At 59.9% G+C, this 14908-nt stretch carries 16 protein-coding genes and 1 pseudogene; 7 read left to right on the forward strand and 10 right to left on the reverse strand.

What is annotated here, in order from left to right:
- Window positions 1-213: 213 nt before the first annotated feature.
- Window positions 214-666, forward strand: a pseudogene (locus FHT78_RS18440) (copper chaperone PCu(A)C); the annotation flags it as partial.
- Window positions 667-732: 66 nt separating this feature from the next.
- On the opposite strand, the gene FHT78_RS18445 reads toward FHT78_RS18440, so the two are convergent.
- A complete protein-coding gene (locus FHT78_RS18445) occupies window positions 733-996 on the reverse strand; it encodes a hypothetical protein (protein WP_183747025.1) in 264 nt (87 codons plus the stop codon).
- A 210-nt stretch (window positions 997-1206) separates the two neighbouring features.
- Here FHT78_RS18445 and FHT78_RS18450 point away from each other — a divergent pair, with 210 nt between their 5' ends.
- From FHT78_RS18450 to FHT78_RS18475, 6 genes are all read left to right on the forward strand, one after another.
- Window positions 1207-2205, forward strand: a complete 999-nt coding sequence (locus FHT78_RS18450; RefSeq protein ID WP_183747028.1) for an RluA family pseudouridine synthase — start codon at window positions 1207-1209, stop codon at window positions 2203-2205.
- Window positions 2202-2855: an HAD-IA family hydrolase gene (locus FHT78_RS18455; RefSeq protein WP_183747031.1), complete on the forward strand. Its 654-nt coding sequence runs from the start codon at window positions 2202-2204 to the stop codon at window positions 2853-2855. Before FHT78_RS18450 ends, FHT78_RS18455 begins: the two co-directional genes overlap by 4 nt.
- 9 nt (window positions 2856-2864) lie before the next feature.
- A complete protein-coding gene (locus FHT78_RS18460) occupies window positions 2865-3650 on the forward strand; it encodes an ATP12 family chaperone protein (protein WP_183747033.1) in 786 nt (261 codons plus the stop codon).
- Between the two features lie 68 nt (window positions 3651-3718).
- Window positions 3719-4171 carry a hypothetical protein gene (locus FHT78_RS18465; RefSeq protein ID WP_183747036.1) on the forward strand — a complete coding sequence of 151 codons (453 nt, stop codon included), beginning with the start codon at window positions 3719-3721 and terminating at the stop codon, window positions 4169-4171.
- A 36-nt stretch (window positions 4172-4207) separates the two neighbouring features.
- Window positions 4208-5740, forward strand: a complete 1533-nt coding sequence (locus tag FHT78_RS18470) for an acyl-CoA carboxylase subunit beta (RefSeq protein ID WP_183747039.1) — start codon at window positions 4208-4210, stop codon at window positions 5738-5740.
- 127 nt (window positions 5741-5867) lie between these two features.
- On the forward strand, window positions 5868-6263 hold the full coding sequence (locus FHT78_RS18475; protein WP_183747042.1) for a DoxX family protein: 396 nt from the start codon (window positions 5868-5870) through the stop codon (window positions 6261-6263).
- 69 nt (window positions 6264-6332) lie between these two features.
- Here FHT78_RS18475 and sugE read toward each other — a convergent pair whose 3' ends face one another.
- The 9 genes from sugE to FHT78_RS18520 form a co-directional block, all read right to left on the reverse strand.
- On the reverse strand, window positions 6333-6647 hold the full coding sequence (gene sugE, locus FHT78_RS18480; protein ID WP_183747601.1) for a quaternary ammonium compound efflux SMR transporter SugE: 315 nt from the start codon (window positions 6645-6647) through the stop codon (window positions 6333-6335).
- Between the two features lie 162 nt (window positions 6648-6809).
- On the reverse strand, window positions 6810-7253 hold the full coding sequence (locus FHT78_RS18485; protein WP_183747045.1) for a YaiI/YqxD family protein: 444 nt from the start codon (window positions 7251-7253) through the stop codon (window positions 6810-6812).
- Between the two features lie 10 nt (window positions 7254-7263).
- Window positions 7264-7737: a GNAT family N-acetyltransferase gene (locus tag FHT78_RS18490; protein WP_183747048.1), complete on the reverse strand. Its 474-nt coding sequence runs from the start codon at window positions 7735-7737 to the stop codon at window positions 7264-7266.
- Window positions 7737-8864 (reverse strand): S-(hydroxymethyl)glutathione dehydrogenase/class III alcohol dehydrogenase, encoded by a 1128-nt coding sequence (locus FHT78_RS18495; protein ID WP_183747050.1) that lies wholly within the window; start codon window positions 8862-8864, stop codon window positions 7737-7739. The genes FHT78_RS18490 and FHT78_RS18495 overlap by 1 nt, the downstream gene beginning before the upstream one ends.
- A 117-nt stretch (window positions 8865-8981) precedes the next feature.
- Entirely contained in the window at window positions 8982-10991 is a 2010-nt protein-coding gene (locus FHT78_RS18500; protein ID WP_183747052.1) for an acetyl/propionyl/methylcrotonyl-CoA carboxylase subunit alpha, read from the reverse strand.
- A 100-nt stretch (window positions 10992-11091) separates the two neighbouring features.
- Window positions 11092-11796, reverse strand: a complete 705-nt coding sequence (locus FHT78_RS18505; protein WP_183747055.1) for a hypothetical protein — start codon at window positions 11794-11796, stop codon at window positions 11092-11094.
- Between the two features lie 97 nt (window positions 11797-11893).
- Window positions 11894-12820 carry a DMT family transporter gene (locus tag FHT78_RS18510; protein WP_183747057.1) on the reverse strand — a complete coding sequence of 309 codons (927 nt, stop codon included), beginning with the start codon at window positions 12818-12820 and terminating at the stop codon, window positions 11894-11896.
- A 63-nt stretch (window positions 12821-12883) separates the two neighbouring features.
- Window positions 12884-13609, reverse strand: coding sequence for a lipoyl(octanoyl) transferase LipB (lipB, locus tag FHT78_RS18515; protein ID WP_183747061.1), 726 nt, complete (start codon window positions 13607-13609; stop codon window positions 12884-12886).
- A gap of 127 nt (window positions 13610-13736) precedes the next feature.
- Window positions 13737-14900, reverse strand: coding sequence for a glutathionylspermidine synthase family protein (locus FHT78_RS18520; RefSeq protein ID WP_183747064.1), 1164 nt, complete (start codon window positions 14898-14900; stop codon window positions 13737-13739).
- Window positions 14901-14908: the final 8 nt, after the last annotated feature.

Genomic DNA, 14908 nt, shown 5'->3' on the forward strand with positions numbered 1-14908 from the left:
TCGCGGCGTTAACGAGCCGGTTACGGTCCGCGGCAAATGGACTTTTGCATTCGCAGGCGAAATTGGCTATCGGCAGCCGAGGGCTTTCCTGGCCAGATTGAAACATTCTGATCAGGAAAAGCTCTGAGAGCGAGGAGATATCCGATGAAGATTGTCAGGACATCAGCTTTGGCGGCACTGCTTTGCGCCTGCGGCTTTGCCGGATCCGCTGTCGGCCAGGACCACCAGCACATGCAGGGCATGGACATGGGCTCCATGAGCATGGCTGCTGACGGCGACGTTGTGAAAGTCGGCGATCTCGAAGTCTCCCGTGGCTTTGCCAAGGCGATGCTGCCCGGCCAACCCGTTGGTGGCGGCTTCTTCACAGTGAAGAACAACGGCTCGACCGATGACCGCCTTGTGTCGGTCACGTCGCCCAATGCCGGCGCGGTGCAGCTTCACGAGATGGCCATGAAGGACAATGTCATGAAGATGCGCGAGTTGAAGAATGGCATTGCGGTTCCCGCGGGCCAGACGGTGGAGCTTTCGCCGGGCAACCTGCATCTGATGTTCCAGAAGGTGAAGACGCCCTTCAAGCAGGGCGACAAGATACCCGTTACCCTGACCTTCGAAAAGGCCGGCAAGGTCGATCTGATGCTGAGCGTGCTGTCGGCGCAGGGTAAGTAAGCGCTGAAAAACAAAGGCCCGCGACCAAAGTCGCGGGCCTTGCTCCTCCCAGCAATATTTTAAATCTCAGACATCCTCATAGGACTGTAGGGCCTGCTGCAAGCCCGCCTGCGGCTGACGATAGCCCTTGGTCATCAGATCGAGCGCGACTTCGGTATTCTGGATGATGTTGGTCGTTTCCTCGACATCTTCGCCGCTCTGATTGAGCTGGCGTTCCGCAATCTTGCGAGCCTCGCGCGCGGCCGTGCCCGTCGCTACGCGCTGCGGGATGCGCAGGGACTCGAAGGCAAGGGCAGCGGTGTTCGCGGATATGGAAACGAGCTGTGTCATTAGGCCGTCATACCGGCAGGATCTTCGCGTTCGGCTTAAGAAAATCATTCGCATTTTACCGGACGGTAAGAATTCCGCAGATGCGATTGGAATCAGGGCGGAATCGCTGATCTGATTTCGATTCCGATTTCCGTTTTCTGAAAAATGCTCTAAAGGCAGCGGCAAGAGAGGCGCCGGCTTGATCGCGCCCATATTTTCCGAAAGAATTCCATGGCAGGCATAGAACACATCAAGGTGGAGCCCGATGAAGCGGGCATGCGGCTCGACCGCTGGTTCAAGATCCACTATCCGGGTCTCGGCTTTGGTCCATTGCAGAAGCTCTTGCGCTCCGGCCAGGTGCGTGTCGATGGCGGCCGTGTCAAATCGGATGCTCGTGTGCAGCCTGGCCAGATGGTGCGTGTGCCGCCGCTCGATGTCGACGCCAAGGTCAAGTCCGGGCCGATCGCCGGCAAGGACCTGAAGCATTCCGGTGATTTCGAACTCCTGTCGCGCATGGTGCTGCATGAAGACGACAAGGTGATCGTGCTCAACAAGCCGGCCGGCCTTGCCGTGCAGGGCGGCTCGGGCGTGGCGCGCCATATCGACCAGATGCTGGAAGCCTGGACCAGCCCGAAGGGCGAGAAGCCCCGCCTCGTCCATCGCCTCGACCGCGATACGTCTGGTGTGCTTGTCATCGCCCGCACCCGTGGTGCTGCACAGAAGCTGACGGCTGCTTTCCGCGAGCGCGACACAAAGAAGACCTACTGGTCGCTGGTCAAGGGCGTGCCGCGCAAGCGTGAAGACAAGATCTCGACCTGGCTCGTCAAGGAACAGACCATGGATGGCGACCGCATGCGGATTGCCAAACACGGCGAGGATGGTGCCGATCATGCGGTGTCCTATTACCGCATCGTCGAGACGGCAGCGCAACGTCTCGCCTGGCTGGAGATGGAGCCCTATACGGGGCGCACGCACCAGCTTCGTGTCCACGCGCTCCATATCGGCCATCCGATCATCGGCGATCCCAAATATTTCGATGAGGATCCGAACTGGGATTTCCCCGGCGGTATCCAGAAGCGGCTGCATCTGCATGCCCGCCATATTGATATTCCGCACCCTTCCGGCGGGCGCCTGCGCGTAACGGCCCCTCTGCCTCCGCATATGGTGCAGAGCTGGAACTTACTCGGTTTCGACGAGAACTCAGCCCCCATTCTGGATGACGAAGAATGAAGCTTGCGCTTTTTGATTGCGACGGCACGCTGGTCGACAGCGCCGGGCTGATCCACGAAACTATGCGCCGGACCTTCGAAAAGTTTGGCAAACCGGAACCTCGGTTCGAGGACACTAAGGCGATCATCGGCCTGTCGCTCGATATCGCCATTGCCCGCATGCAGGGCAAGCCGCATGTCGAGCAGGAGGATATCGACATGACGGCGCATTACAAATCGCTGTTTTCGGTCGTGCGTCAGGATCTCGATTATCGTGAGCCGCTCTTTCCCGGCATTCGCGAGATGATCGATGCGCTGACCGGACGTGAGGATCTCCTGATCGGTGCGGTGACCGGCAAGTCACGGCGCGGACTGAAGCTGGTGATGGAGACGCACGGCTTCGACAAGCATTTCGTCGTTGCGCGCACCGCCGACGATTGCCCCTCCAAGCCGCATCCGGCCATGGTGAGCGAATGCTGCGACGAAACCGGCATGAATGCAGCCGATGCCATTGTCATTGGTGACGCGATTTACGATATGCAGATGGCAAAGGCCGCCGGCGCCAAGGCGATCGGCGTTGCCTGGGGATATGCCAGCGTGGATGAGCTGATCGCCAACGGCGCCGATGCGATCGCCTATCATCCGAACGAGATATTGCGCCATTTTTCCTGAGGTGAGCCCATGCGCGACCTGCTGAACGACCTTTCCGAGGGCCTGAGCCATCCCGATCCGATCCGCCGTGCGCAGATCCAGATGAAGAAGCCACTGCCGAAGCGCTTCTATCAGGCGGTTGCTGTTACCCCCCACGAGGATCGTTTTGCGATCGAACTCGACGGCAAAATGGTGCGCACGCCGGCACGTCAGATCCTGGCAGTCCCGAGCGAGGCGCTGGCAAAGCTCGTTGCCGCCGAATGGGATGCGCAGGCCGAGGTGATCGATCCCTCGCTGATGCCGGTGACACGCCTCGTCAACACGGCAATCGATGGTGTCGCGACGGACACGCAGGCCGTCTTCGAGGATATCCTGCGCTTCTCGTCGAGCGATCTGCTCTGCTACCGCGCCGATGGTCCGGAAAAGCTGGTCGAGCGGCAGACCGAGCGCTGGGATCCGGTGCTCGACTGGGCGGCCGCCAATCTCGGTGCGCGTTTCATCCTGGTCGAAGGCGTGATGCATCACGAGCAGCCGCGCGAGGCGATCGCCGCCTTCGGCTCGGCACTGCGCCGGCACGACAGCGCGCTCGAGCTCGCAGCTCTCCATACGGTGACGACGATCACCGGTTCGGCGCTGCTCGCGCTTGCCATTGCCGAAGGCGAAATCACGCCTGACGAAGCCTGGTCGCTCGCTCATCTCGATGAGGACTGGACCATTGAACATTGGGGAAGCGACGAAGAAGCCGAGCAGCGCCGGGCCAAGCGTTTTGAGGATTTCAAAGCCGCAACGCATGTTTTTTTCGCGCTAAGGGCCTGAATCATATTGCCTTGTTGGGCTTTATGACCAAATCTGCGACTCCGGACGGGGTTATGCGGGAATTTGGAATGAATTGGCTGAGGTCGAAATTTTGCCTGATAGCGCTTGCATGCATGGCGCTGACGGCCTGCGCCAGCCTCATGCCGAAGAAGCAGGAAAAGCCCGTTTATGACGTGCGCAGCGCCGTCGTGCTCTCAAGCGCGACCATGTCTGCAGAGCTGCTGTCCGGTATCAGCGATCGCGTCAACGCCGCCATCCGGGCGACAGTCCGCACGAGCGAATTGCCGCGTGTAGTGCTGACGATCCGGATCGTTTCCGTCACGAAGGGCCTTGGCTTCCAAAAAGACCGCAACGTCGCGAAGGTCAGCATCGATGCCGCCTCCGTCGAGGATGGATCTGTCATCGCCGTGACCTCCTTCGAAGTCACGAGCTTGACCGCCGACCCTGACCTGGCCGACGACATTCTGGCAGAAGATATCGCCGCGCGTGTGCGCTCCGCCTTCGCACTCAGCGGACGTTAGGTCATTAAAAACCGCGGAAAGCGGCGAGGGGAGATCATGAAAGATATTCTGGAAGAGCTCGAACGCCGCCGCGAAATTGCCCGTCTCGGCGGCGGACAAGTGCGCATCGATGCGCAGCACCAGCGCGGCAAGCTGACAGCGCGCGAACGGATCGACCTCTTCCTCGACGAAGGGTCCTTCGAGGAGTTCGACATGTTCGTGGAGCACCGCTCCACCGATTTCGGCATGGAGAAGAGCCGCATTGCCGGCGACGGCGTGGTGACCGGCTGGGGCACGGTCAACGGCCGCACCGTCTTCGTTTTCGCCAAGGATTTCACGGTCTTTGGCGGCTCGCTGTCCGAGGCACATGCCGAGAAAATCATGAAAGTGCAGGATATGGCGCTGAAGAACCGCGCGCCGATCATTGGCATCTATGACGCGGGCGGCGCGCGCATTCAGGAAGGGGTCGCAGCCCTTGGCGGTTATGCCGAGGTCTTCCAGCGCAATGTGCTGGCTTCGGGTGTCATCCCGCAAATCTCCGTCATCATGGGACCTTGCGCCGGCGGCGACGTCTATTCGCCTGCTATGACCGACTTCATCTTCATGGTACGCGATACATCCTACATGTTCGTGACCGGTCCCGATGTGGTGAAGACCGTCACCAACGAGACTGTCACGGCCGAAGAACTCGGCGGCGCAAGCGTGCATACGACGCGCTCCTCGATTGCCGATGGCGCCTATGACAATGATGTCGATACGCTCCTGCAGGTGCGCCGGCTTATCGATTTCCTGCCGCAATCGAACACGTCGCCGGTGCCTGAGACCGAATGTTACCAATCGGTGACCGATACCGACAATTCGCTGGATACGCTGATCCCGGCCAATGCCAACAAACCCTACGACATCAAGGAGTTGATCCAGAAGGTGGCGGACGAAGGAGATTTCTTCGAGATCCAAGCGAGCTTCGCCAAGAACATCGTCTGCGGTTTCGGGCGCATTGAAGGTTCGACTGTCGGCTTCGTCGCCAACCAGCCTATGGTGCTGGCCGGCGTGCTCGACAGCGATGCCTCACGCAAGGCGGCGCGTTTCGTGCGCTTCTGCGACTGCTTCAATATTCCGATCGTCACCTTCGTCGACGTGCCGGGCTTCCTGCCAGGCACGGCGCAGGAATATGGCGGCCTCATCAAGCATGGGGCGAAGCTGCTGTTTGCCTATGCCGAGGCAACGGTGCCGAAACTCACGGTCATTACCCGCAAGGCCTTCGGCGGCGCCTATGACGTGATGGCGTCGAAGCATCTGCGGGGCGATCTCAACTATGCCTGGCCGACGGCGCAGATTGCCGTCATGGGCGCCAAGGGCGCGGTCGAGATCATCTTCCGCAAGGATATCACCGATCCCGAAAAGATCGCCGCGCATACGAAGATGTATGAGGATCGCTTCCTGTCGCCGTTCGTGGCGGCCGAGCGGGGCTATGTCGACGAGGTGATCATGCCGCATTCGACGCGGCGCCGGCTGGCGCGGGGGCTGAAGATGCTGAAGAACAAAGATCTCAGCAATCCCTGGAAGAAGCACGACAACATTCCGCTATGATCGAATAAGGGAGCCTCTTCAGGTGTTTATCCACTGTCGAAGTTGTGAACGCCTGTCAGCAAACTGTGTCTTCAATCCCGGTTAGAGACACGGTAACGCTCGGCAGCACATCCTTAGGAGAGTCTGTATGTCAACTTTCGAGCGTCTATCCGCCTACCGCCCCTATGGTCTGGCCGCTCTCAGAATCATGACCGCGCTTCTGTTCATCGAGCACGGCACGATGAAGCTTTTCGGCTTCCCGGCCGCGCAGGGCGAAGGCCCGCTTTCGACGCTGTTCCTGATTGCGGCACTGCTGGAAACCTTCGGCGGCATCCTCATTCTCATCGGCCTTGCGACGCGGCCGGTGGCCTTCCTGCTGGCGGGTGAAATGGCGATCGCCTATTTCATGGCGCATATGCCGCACAGCTTCTTTCCGGCCATCAACCAGGGCGATGCTGCGATCCTGTTCTGCTTCGTCTTCCTCTACATGTTCTTTGCCGGCGCGGGCGCGTGGTCCGTCGATAACCGGAACGCGACAGCCTAGAGCATTCCAAACGCAAAGAGGCTGCGGGTTCAACGCCGCAGCCTCTTTTTCATTTCGGATATTTCCTTTTCAGGCCGTCAATTTAAGGCCAGCAATACCGGTAACGATCAGCACAATGCAGATCAGGCGGGAGGCGTTTGCCGCGTCCCCCATAAGCCAGACGCCGAGCAGCACGGTGCCAACCGTACCGATACCGGTCCAGATCGCATAAGCAGTGCCGATCGGCAAGGTTTTGACGGCAAGACCAAGCAGCGCGACGCTCACCACCATGGAAATGACCGTGAGAACCGTCGGTATCGGACGGGTGAAACCATCGGTATATTTCAGACCGATGGCCCAACCGCATTCAAAAAGGCCAGCAAGAAAAAGCAGGAACCAGGCCATCATACTCTCCTTGTTAAGAGCGAGGCCGTCCCCGCGACTTTTGCGACCCGGGCAAGCCGAGCGCCGCAGTCGTCTGCGTCACAGCTCATATGGACGAGGGAACGGCTCACTTCAAGCTAGGAATTGGTATGGCTGCCATGCCACCCGATTCCCGCTTGAGGCTCAGGCGTTTTTCGCCCTGCGGCAGAGACGATCGAAGGTTTCGAGAAAACGCGAGCGATCCTTCGGGCTGAAGGAAGCGTTGTAGCCCTTGCTCTCGCCGGTTTCACGCAGATGCGCGCCGAGATCGCGCATCGCGCTTGCCATGCCGATATTGGTTTCATCAAAGACGCGACCGGTCGGGCCGGTCACGAAGGAGCCCTTGGCGACGCAACGGACCGCAAGCGGCACATCGGCGGTGACGACGACATCTGTCGGGCCGGTATTGTCGGCAATCCAGTTATCGGCAGCGTCGAAGGCGTTGGAGACGATGACGTTGCGCACCATCGGATCGCGCGACGGGCGGAGATCCGAATTGGCGACGAAGGTCACTTCCATGCCGAGGCGTTCGGCCACTTTCAGGATTTCGGGTTTGACGGGGCAGGCATCCGCGTCGACATAGATCATGGCGATATCCTTACGCCGTCTGAGTGGCCGGCTGGCGGACCATGTCGAGATGGGGAATGCCGTCTTCCAGATATTCCTCCGAGGTTTTCGCGAAACCGAAGGATTCGTAGAAACGGCGCAGATGCGCCTGCGCCGAAAGGGCAATGGGATTTTCCGGATAAAGCTGCTCGCAAACGGCGATCGATTCGGTCATCAGCGCTTCACCGAGCCGCTTGCCGCGATGGGCGGGCGAGACGACGACGCGGCCGATCTTCACCGGATCGTGCGCGCTGTGTGGCTTCAGGAGCCGCGTCGAGGCTAGGAGTTCCCCGCCATCCATGAGCCGCAGATGCAGGGCGTCGATGTCCTTGCCATCGAGTTCCGGATAAGGGCAGTTCTGCTCGACGACGAAGACGTCGACGCGCATCCTCAGGAGATCATAGAGCTCCCGCGCGGAGAGCTCAGCGAAACCCTTGAGGTCGACCCTATAGGCAACAGCAGCCATCAATAGAGAACCACGCTGCGGATGCTCTTGCCGGAATGCATGAGCTCGAAGCCTTCGTTGATCTTTTCGAGCGGCATGGTGTGGGTGATCATCGGATCGATCTGGATCTTGCCCTCCATGTACCAGTCGACGATCTTCGGTACGTCGGTGCGGCCGCGGGCGCCGCCGAAGGCCGTGCCCATCCAGGTGCGGCCAGTGACCAATTGGAACGGGCGAGTCGAGATTTCCTGGCCGGCGCCGGCAACGCCGATGATGACCGACTTGCCCCAGCCGCGGTGGCTGGCTTCCAGCGCTTGGCGCATGACCTTGGTATTGCCCGTGCAGTCGAACGTATAATCGGCGCCACCGATCTGGTCTGCGCCGCGCTTGGTCATATTGACGAGATAGGGAACGATGTCGGCGCCGACTTCGGACGGATTGACGAAATGCGTCATGCCGAAGCGTTCGCCCCATTCCTTCTTGTCGTTGTTGAGATCGACGCCGATGATCATATCTGCGCCGGCAAGCTTCAGGCCCTGGATGACGTTGAGGCCGATGCCGCCGAGACCGAAGACGATTGCCGTCGCGCCCATCTCGACCTTGGCCGTGTTGATGACGGCGCCGATGCCGGTCGTCACGCCGCAGCCGATGTAGCAGATCTTGTCGAAGGGGGCGTCCGGATTGACCTTGGCGACGGCAATCTCGGGCAGGACCGTGTAATTGGCGAAGGTTGAGCAGCCCATATAGTGATGGATCTTGTCCTTGCCGATCGAGAAACGTGAGGTGCCGTCAGGCATCACTCCCTGACCTTGAGTCGAGCGGATGGCCGTGCAGAGATTGGTTTTGCGCGACAGGCAGGAGGGGCATTCGCGGCACTCAGGCGTGTAGAGCGGAATGACATGATCGCCCTTCTTGACTGAGGTGACGCCCGGGCCGACATCGACGACGATGCCGGCGCCTTCGTGACCGAGGATCGCCGGAAATAGGCCCTCCGGGTCTGCGCCGGATAGGGTGAAATCATCGGTGTGGCAGATCCCGGTCGCCTTGACCTCGATCAGCACTTCGCCGGCCTTCGGGCCTTCCAGTTGAACAGTCATGACCTCGAGCGGTTTTCCTGCCTGAACGGCAACGGCGGCGCGAACATCCATCTTCGATCTCCTCATGATTTGCGTGGCGGACTCTTGCACGCTCCGCGAGGACGGCTCAAGCGGAAAAAGGATTGAGAGCGGCGTCAGACCGTCGGTTCTGATTTTCGGGTAGACGCTTCAGGCGAATTCCATGATGACGGCATCGACCGCGAGACTCTCGCCGGGAGCGGCCTTGATCTTGCCGACGACGAGGTCACGCTCGGCACGCAGCACGTTTTCCATCTTCATGGCTTCGACGACGGCAAGCGTTTCACCCGCCTTGATCTCCTGACCCTCAGAGACGGCAATGGAAACGACGAGGCCCGGCATGGGGCAAAGCAGCAGCTTGGACGTATCGGGCGGCAGCTTGACGGGCATCAGACGGTCAAGCTCGGCATGGCGAGGTGTGAAGACGCGGGCCTTGACCGACAGACCCTGCCAATCGATGCGCAGGCCGTTGAGAACAGGGCGGATCTGCGCCGTCACTTGGCGGCTGGCGATCCTGCCGTGCCAAACCGGATCGCCCGGTCTCCAATCGGTGACAACGGTTTCTGTGCGGCCACCGACTTCCATTTCCATTTCGAAGGGAATGGTGACGAGGCCATCGATCAGTTTGACGGGCACATAGATACTGCCGATCTTGACGACCCATTCCTCGCGCAGCGGGCCACTCGGGTGGCGCAGACGATCTGCGAAGCCTTCGCGCCTGATCGCATCAACCAGGGAAGCGGACAGCGCGATGGCGGCAAGGGCTGCCTCTTCCGAAGAGTCTGGCGCCGTCGGCACAAAACCATCGGGGTATTCTTCGGCGATGAAGCCTGTCGAAATGCGTCCCTCGCGCCAGCGCGGATGCTTCATGAGCGCTGAGAGGAAGGGAACGTTGTGTTCGATTCCGTCGACCACAAAGGCATCCAGCGCCTGGCCCATAGCGTCCACCGCCTGCAGACGGCTCGGAGCCCATGTGCAGAGCTTGGCGATCATCGGGTCGTAATACATGGAGATTTCGGCGCCTTCGAAGACGCCGGTGTCGTTGCGGATGATCACGTCGCCGTTGCGGCCTTCCGCCGGCGGGCGGTAACGCGTCAGGCGGCCGATCGAAGGCAGGAAGTTGCGGTAGGGATCTTCCGCGTAGAGGCGACTTTCGACCGCCCAGCCGTTCAGCTTGATGTCCTTCTGCGCGAAGGGCAGCTTTTCGCCGGCGGCGATGCGGATCATCTGCTCGACGAGATCGATGCCGGTCACCAATTCCGTCACCGGATGCTCGACCTGCAGGCGGGTGTTCATTTCCAGAAAATAGAAATTGCGGTCGCGGTCGACGATGAATTCCACCGTGCCGGCGCTCTGGTAATCGACGGCTTTGGCAAGCGCCACCGACTGCGCGCCCATGGCGGCTCGGGTCTTCTCATCGAGGAAGGGTGAGGGCGCTTCTTCCGCAACCTTCTGGTTCCGGCGCTGGATGGAGCATTCACGCTCGCCGAGATAGACGACATTGCCGTGCGCATCCGCCAGAACCTGGATTTCGATATGGCGCGGATCGACCACATATTTCTCGATGAACACGCGGTCGTCGCCAAAGGAGCTTTGGGCTTCGGAGCGGGCTCGGTCGAAACCGTCGCGCACTTCCGCTTCGTTCCAGGCAATACGCATGCCCTTGCCGCCGCCGCCGGCCGACGCCTTGATCATCACGGGATAACCGATCTCGGCCGCGATCTTTTCAGCGTGGGACGCATTCTCGATGACTCCGAGATGGCCGGGCACGGTCGAGACCTTTGCGGCATTGGCGAATTTCTTCGATTCGATCTTGTCGCCCATTGCCATGATGGCTTTGGGCTTCGGGCCGATGAAGATGATACCTTGTTTCTCCAGCGCCTCGCAGAAGGAGGCGCGTTCCGACAGGAAACCGTAGCCGGGATGCACGGCTTCGGCACCCGTCTCCTTGCAGGCGGCGATGATCTTGTCAGCGACGAGATAGCTTTCGGCTGCCGGGGCGGGGCCGATATGGATGGCCTCATCGGCCATTTCGACATGCAGGGCATCCCGATCCGCATCCGAATAGACCGCAACGGTGGCAATGCCCATGCGGCGCGCGGTTTTGATCACGCGGCAGGCAATCTCGCCGCGATTCGCGATCAGGATTTTCTTGAACATCGAGACTCCACCCAGGAAATGCGTTCCGGAGTTTTACGCATAAAAAGCCGGAACGCACAATTGGGCTGAAGAATCAGAGACGGACGAAGGTATCGGCAGATCACGCAACCGCGGCTGCGACGACCGGCTCTTCGTCGATGATGCGCAGCCAGCGGCTGCGTCCCGGCTGGCCATAATCCTTGAGCTCGACCGAAGCCATGATCTCGCCCCAGCGCTGATGATTGGCGCCAGGCTGGGTTACCGCATCAATGCGTTGCAGCACGCCATATTCGACCGGCGACACGCCGATGACGCCGCCCTCGCTGACGTTTCTCAAAACACGCATCAGGTAATCCACATCCTGCCGGGTGATGCTTTTGCGGTCGGTGGCGCGGGTCAGCTTGTAGCCGCCGAGATCCTCTGATAGCGCCAGGCGGAGCTGATCGAGCGCGAGGGCACGCAGCTCATCGGGTACGTGGGCGCTGAGTTCCATGACATGCAGGATGAGCTCGAGCTCGAGCGCGGAATTGACGACGCCGTCGGTCGTGAACATGCGCATGATCCAAGCGACATTGATCTCGTCCAGCGAGCCCTGCGGATAGGTATAATCGACGATGAAGCCTGCCAGCTGTTCGACGAAGAACGTGTTCCATTCGGCGCATTTTTCGGGGCAGGAATTATTGAGCGCCAACATCACCACGACATGATCGGATGTCCGGATGCCCTCCGGAAAGGTGTGTTTGCGCAGCAGCACTATGTCTTCGGCCGTCAGCCGATGCTTGCCGGCGATGACACACGCCGGAAAAGCGAGACGGAACTCACTCATGTTTTATCTCCAGACTTCATCATGAAGCCGGAAATGATTTTATCGATACCGGATTGAAGATCCCTCAAGAAGGAGAGTTAACCGCAGATGCGGCATTTCATGCGGATTTTAATGATCGTGCCTGCAAACGCTCGCGCCAGATGATAAAAAGCCCCGATGCGACGATAATGGCGATGCCGATCCATTTGGAAACGTTCGGAAAATCGCCGAAGAGAGCGTAGCCGAGCACAGTCGCCGAAATGATCTCGAAATACTGGAATGGCGCAAGCAGCGAGAGCGGCGCAAGCCGGAAAGCCTTAACGACCAGCATGTGCGCATAGCCCGAGATCGTGCCGAGGATCAGCAGCAGGACGAGGCCGAGCCAGGAGGCGGGCAGGGAAGGCGTGAAGTCGGCATTGCCGAGGCTGCTTCCGACAAACATTGCGCCCGCCATGAAGATTGTGCCGCCGATGCCTGACATAGTCTGCATGGTCAGCGGCGAATCCGCCTCGCCGATGGCGCGATTGAGGAAGAGATAGAGCGAGAAGAGGAAGGCGCAGAAGACTGGCAGCAGCGCCTTCAGGCCGAAGATCTCATAGCTCGGCTGAATGACGATCATGGCGCCGCCGAAACCGACGACGATTGCCATCCAGCGGCGCCAACCGACCTTGTCGCCGAGGAACAGCGCCGAGAGCGCCGTCAACATGAAGGGCTCGACGAAATAGATGGCGAAGACATCGGCGAGCGGCATGTATTTGACGGCGACGAAGAAGAGCAGGCTCGCCGCACCATGCAGCGCGCCGCGAAGCAGGTTCATCCACGGGCGCTTGGCCGACAGAGCCTGTGTGCCGAACACGGCAAAGAGGATCGGCAGGGTGCAGACGAGCTGGAAGAAGAAGCGGTAGAAAGTTACCTGTCCGGGCGACATGCCCTCAAAGGTCGCCATATATTTGGCGATCGCATCCATCGTCGGCAGGATGGCCATGGCGCCGGCCATGATGGCCATGCCCTGGAGGGGATTCTGGGTGGAGGGAGATTCGGACATGACGGCTGTTTCTTGCGGATGATGTCATCAACCACAGGAAGCCCGGGCAATCAAGGACGGCGATCAGGGACAGAGTGCTGTATCGTTGACGGTTTCGCCGAAGATCTCTTCGAAAGCGGCGCGCAGGCGGATGTCGGCGTCGACCATCGTCACGAGCAGGCCGAGATCGACGAGGCTGGTGACGCCATAGGCAGAGATGCCGCAGGGCACGATGCCGGCGAAATGATCGAGATCAGGATCGACGTTGAGCGACAGGCCGTGGAAGGTCACCCATTTGCGCAGGCGGATACCGAGTGCTGCGATCTTGTCTTCCGCCATGGTGCCGTCAGGCAGCAAGGGTCTCTCCGGCCGGCGGACCCACACGCCGACACGATCCTCGCGCCGCTCACCGCGCACATTCATCGAAGCGAGCGTGCGGATGATGACCTCTTCCAGCGCAGCGACGAAGGCGCGAACATCTTGCCTGCGCCGCTTCAGGTCGAGCATGACATAGGCGACACGCTGGCCGGGGCCGTGATAAGTGTATTCGCCGCCGCGGCCGGTGGCGAAGACCGGAAAACGATCCGGCTGGACGAGATCCTTGGCATCGGCGCTGGTGCCGGCGGTATAAAGCGGCGGATGCTCCAGCAGCCAGACGAGTTCGTCGCCGCCTTCTGAAATCGCTGCGACTTCCCGCTCCATCGTCTCCACCGCTTCCTCATAGGGAACGAGCCCATCTGAGATGCGCCAGCGTACGGGGCGTGAGCCGAGTTTCGGGAGCATGGAAAAATCGAGATCGGTGCGTAGCATGGCAGTCCTTGGCGCAATCCGCAAAATGGAGAGGGCGGGCGCGGGCTTCTATATGGACTTGGGCGAAGAGCGATTCAATCGCTCTTTGCGGCTGTCAGCCATCCTGGAGACGCAGGCGCCTGCGCAATCAATCCATAATGAAATGCGGGACGAAGCGGGAGAGGTTCTGGGTAATAGGCGATTTGTCCTCGCGGATGCAGATGCCGCAGGCTTCGCCGGCGACGACCCAGGAGCCGATGACGGCATAGTCATCGCCGAATTGGGGAAGCAGGCAGGTTTCCTGCAGGATGTAGCCCTCTTCGCCATATTCGCCGTCCACCTCGATTATCGTTTCCCCCGACGTCAACGTGACGTTTGCGCCTTCGCGCGACAGGAGCGGTTTTTTGACGGCGTTTTCCAGACGAAGCGCCTGCGGGTCGTCGGCGAAATAGGCGGGCAGCAGGTTCGGATGGTTGGGCGCTATTTCCCAGAGGACGGGGAGGAGGCCCTTGTTCGATAACGTCATCTTCCAAAGCGGCTCGTGGATCTTTGTGGGCGTGGAGATGAGATGAGCGCCAAAATCCTCGTACACCATGAATTCCAGCGGGTAGAGCTTGAAGAGATTCTCCATCCGGCGGTCCTCCAGATCGGTGAACCAATTCTCTGGATCGATGCCTATCTCCCCCATATCGAGCAGCACCACTTCGAAGCCCGCCTGGAAGGCAACATCGGCAAGATACTTGGTCGTGAGGTAGTCTTCCTCATTGTCGGTAATACAGCCGAAATGGAAAACGCCGCTGTCGCTGGCATTCTTGAAATACTGGAAAGCAGCAATGAGCTTTTCATGGATCGAATTGAATTGGTCGGCATCTGCATTCAGCCGGCCCGATTGCTTCATATCCTGGAGCCATTCCCACTGGAGGACGGCGCTTTCGAAGAGGCAGGTCGGCGTATCGGCATTGAATTCGAAGAGCTTTGCCGGGCTCTTGCCGTCGTAGCGCAAATCGAAGCGGCCGTAGATATCGCGATCGGACCATTTCCAGGACCGCTGGATTGCCTCATGGAATGCGGCCGGGATCGCCATGCGCGTCATCAATGCGGGATCGGTGCAAATGCAATCGACCGCCTTGTAACAGAGCTGCAGGATGTCGTTGGTCGGGTCTTCCAGATCGTCTTCGATCTGCCCGAGCGTAAACTGGTAGGCGTGCCGCTCATCCCAATAGAGCTCGCCATACATGTGGTGGATGGTGAAATCGAGCGCCTCGAGTTTCTGCGCCCAGTCCGGCCTTTCACCTATCGCGATACGCTTCATTTCGGCGC

Origin of the sequence: Rhizobium sp. BK196, assembly GCF_014193255.1 — a bacterium.
Classification (GTDB): Bacteria; Pseudomonadota; Alphaproteobacteria; order Rhizobiales; family Rhizobiaceae; genus Rhizobium.

Excerpts from the sequence above, each read along its gene's own strand:
- FHT78_RS18445 (WP_183747025.1), bottom strand. The coding sequence starts at position 996 with ATGACACAGCTCGTTTCCATATCCGCGAACACCGCTGCCCTTGCCTTC.
- FHT78_RS18450 (WP_183747028.1), top strand. The coding sequence starts at position 1,207 with ATGGCAGGCATAGAACACATCAAGGTGGAGCCCGATGAAGCGGGCATG.
- FHT78_RS18455 (WP_183747031.1), top strand. The coding sequence starts at position 2,202 with ATGAAGCTTGCGCTTTTTGATTGCGACGGCACGCTGGTCGACAGCGCC.
- FHT78_RS18460 (WP_183747033.1), top strand. The coding sequence starts at position 2,865 with ATGCGCGACCTGCTGAACGACCTTTCCGAGGGCCTGAGCCATCCCGAT.
- FHT78_RS18465 (WP_183747036.1), top strand. The coding sequence starts at position 3,719 with ATGAATTGGCTGAGGTCGAAATTTTGCCTGATAGCGCTTGCATGCATG.
- FHT78_RS18470 (WP_183747039.1), top strand. The coding sequence starts at position 4,208 with ATGAAAGATATTCTGGAAGAGCTCGAACGCCGCCGCGAAATTGCCCGT.
- FHT78_RS18475 (WP_183747042.1), top strand. The coding sequence starts at position 5,868 with ATGTCAACTTTCGAGCGTCTATCCGCCTACCGCCCCTATGGTCTGGCC.
- sugE (WP_183747601.1), bottom strand. The coding sequence starts at position 6,647 with ATGGCCTGGTTCCTGCTTTTTCTTGCTGGCCTTTTTGAATGCGGTTGG.
- FHT78_RS18485 (WP_183747045.1), bottom strand. The coding sequence starts at position 7,253 with ATGATCTATGTCGACGCGGATGCCTGCCCCGTCAAACCCGAAATCCTG.
- FHT78_RS18490 (WP_183747048.1), bottom strand. The coding sequence starts at position 7,737 with ATGGCTGCTGTTGCCTATAGGGTCGACCTCAAGGGTTTCGCTGAGCTC.
- FHT78_RS18495 (WP_183747050.1), bottom strand. The coding sequence starts at position 8,864 with ATGGATGTTCGCGCCGCCGTTGCCGTTCAGGCAGGAAAACCGCTCGAG.
- FHT78_RS18500 (WP_183747052.1), bottom strand. The coding sequence starts at position 10,991 with ATGTTCAAGAAAATCCTGATCGCGAATCGCGGCGAGATTGCCTGCCGC.
- FHT78_RS18505 (WP_183747055.1), bottom strand. The coding sequence starts at position 11,796 with ATGAGTGAGTTCCGTCTCGCTTTTCCGGCGTGTGTCATCGCCGGCAAG.
- FHT78_RS18510 (WP_183747057.1), bottom strand. The coding sequence starts at position 12,820 with ATGTCCGAATCTCCCTCCACCCAGAATCCCCTCCAGGGCATGGCCATC.
- lipB (WP_183747061.1), bottom strand. The coding sequence starts at position 13,609 with ATGCTACGCACCGATCTCGATTTTTCCATGCTCCCGAAACTCGGCTCA.
- FHT78_RS18520 (WP_183747064.1), bottom strand. The coding sequence starts at position 14,900 with ATGAAGCGTATCGCGATAGGTGAAAGGCCGGACTGGGCGCAGAAACTC.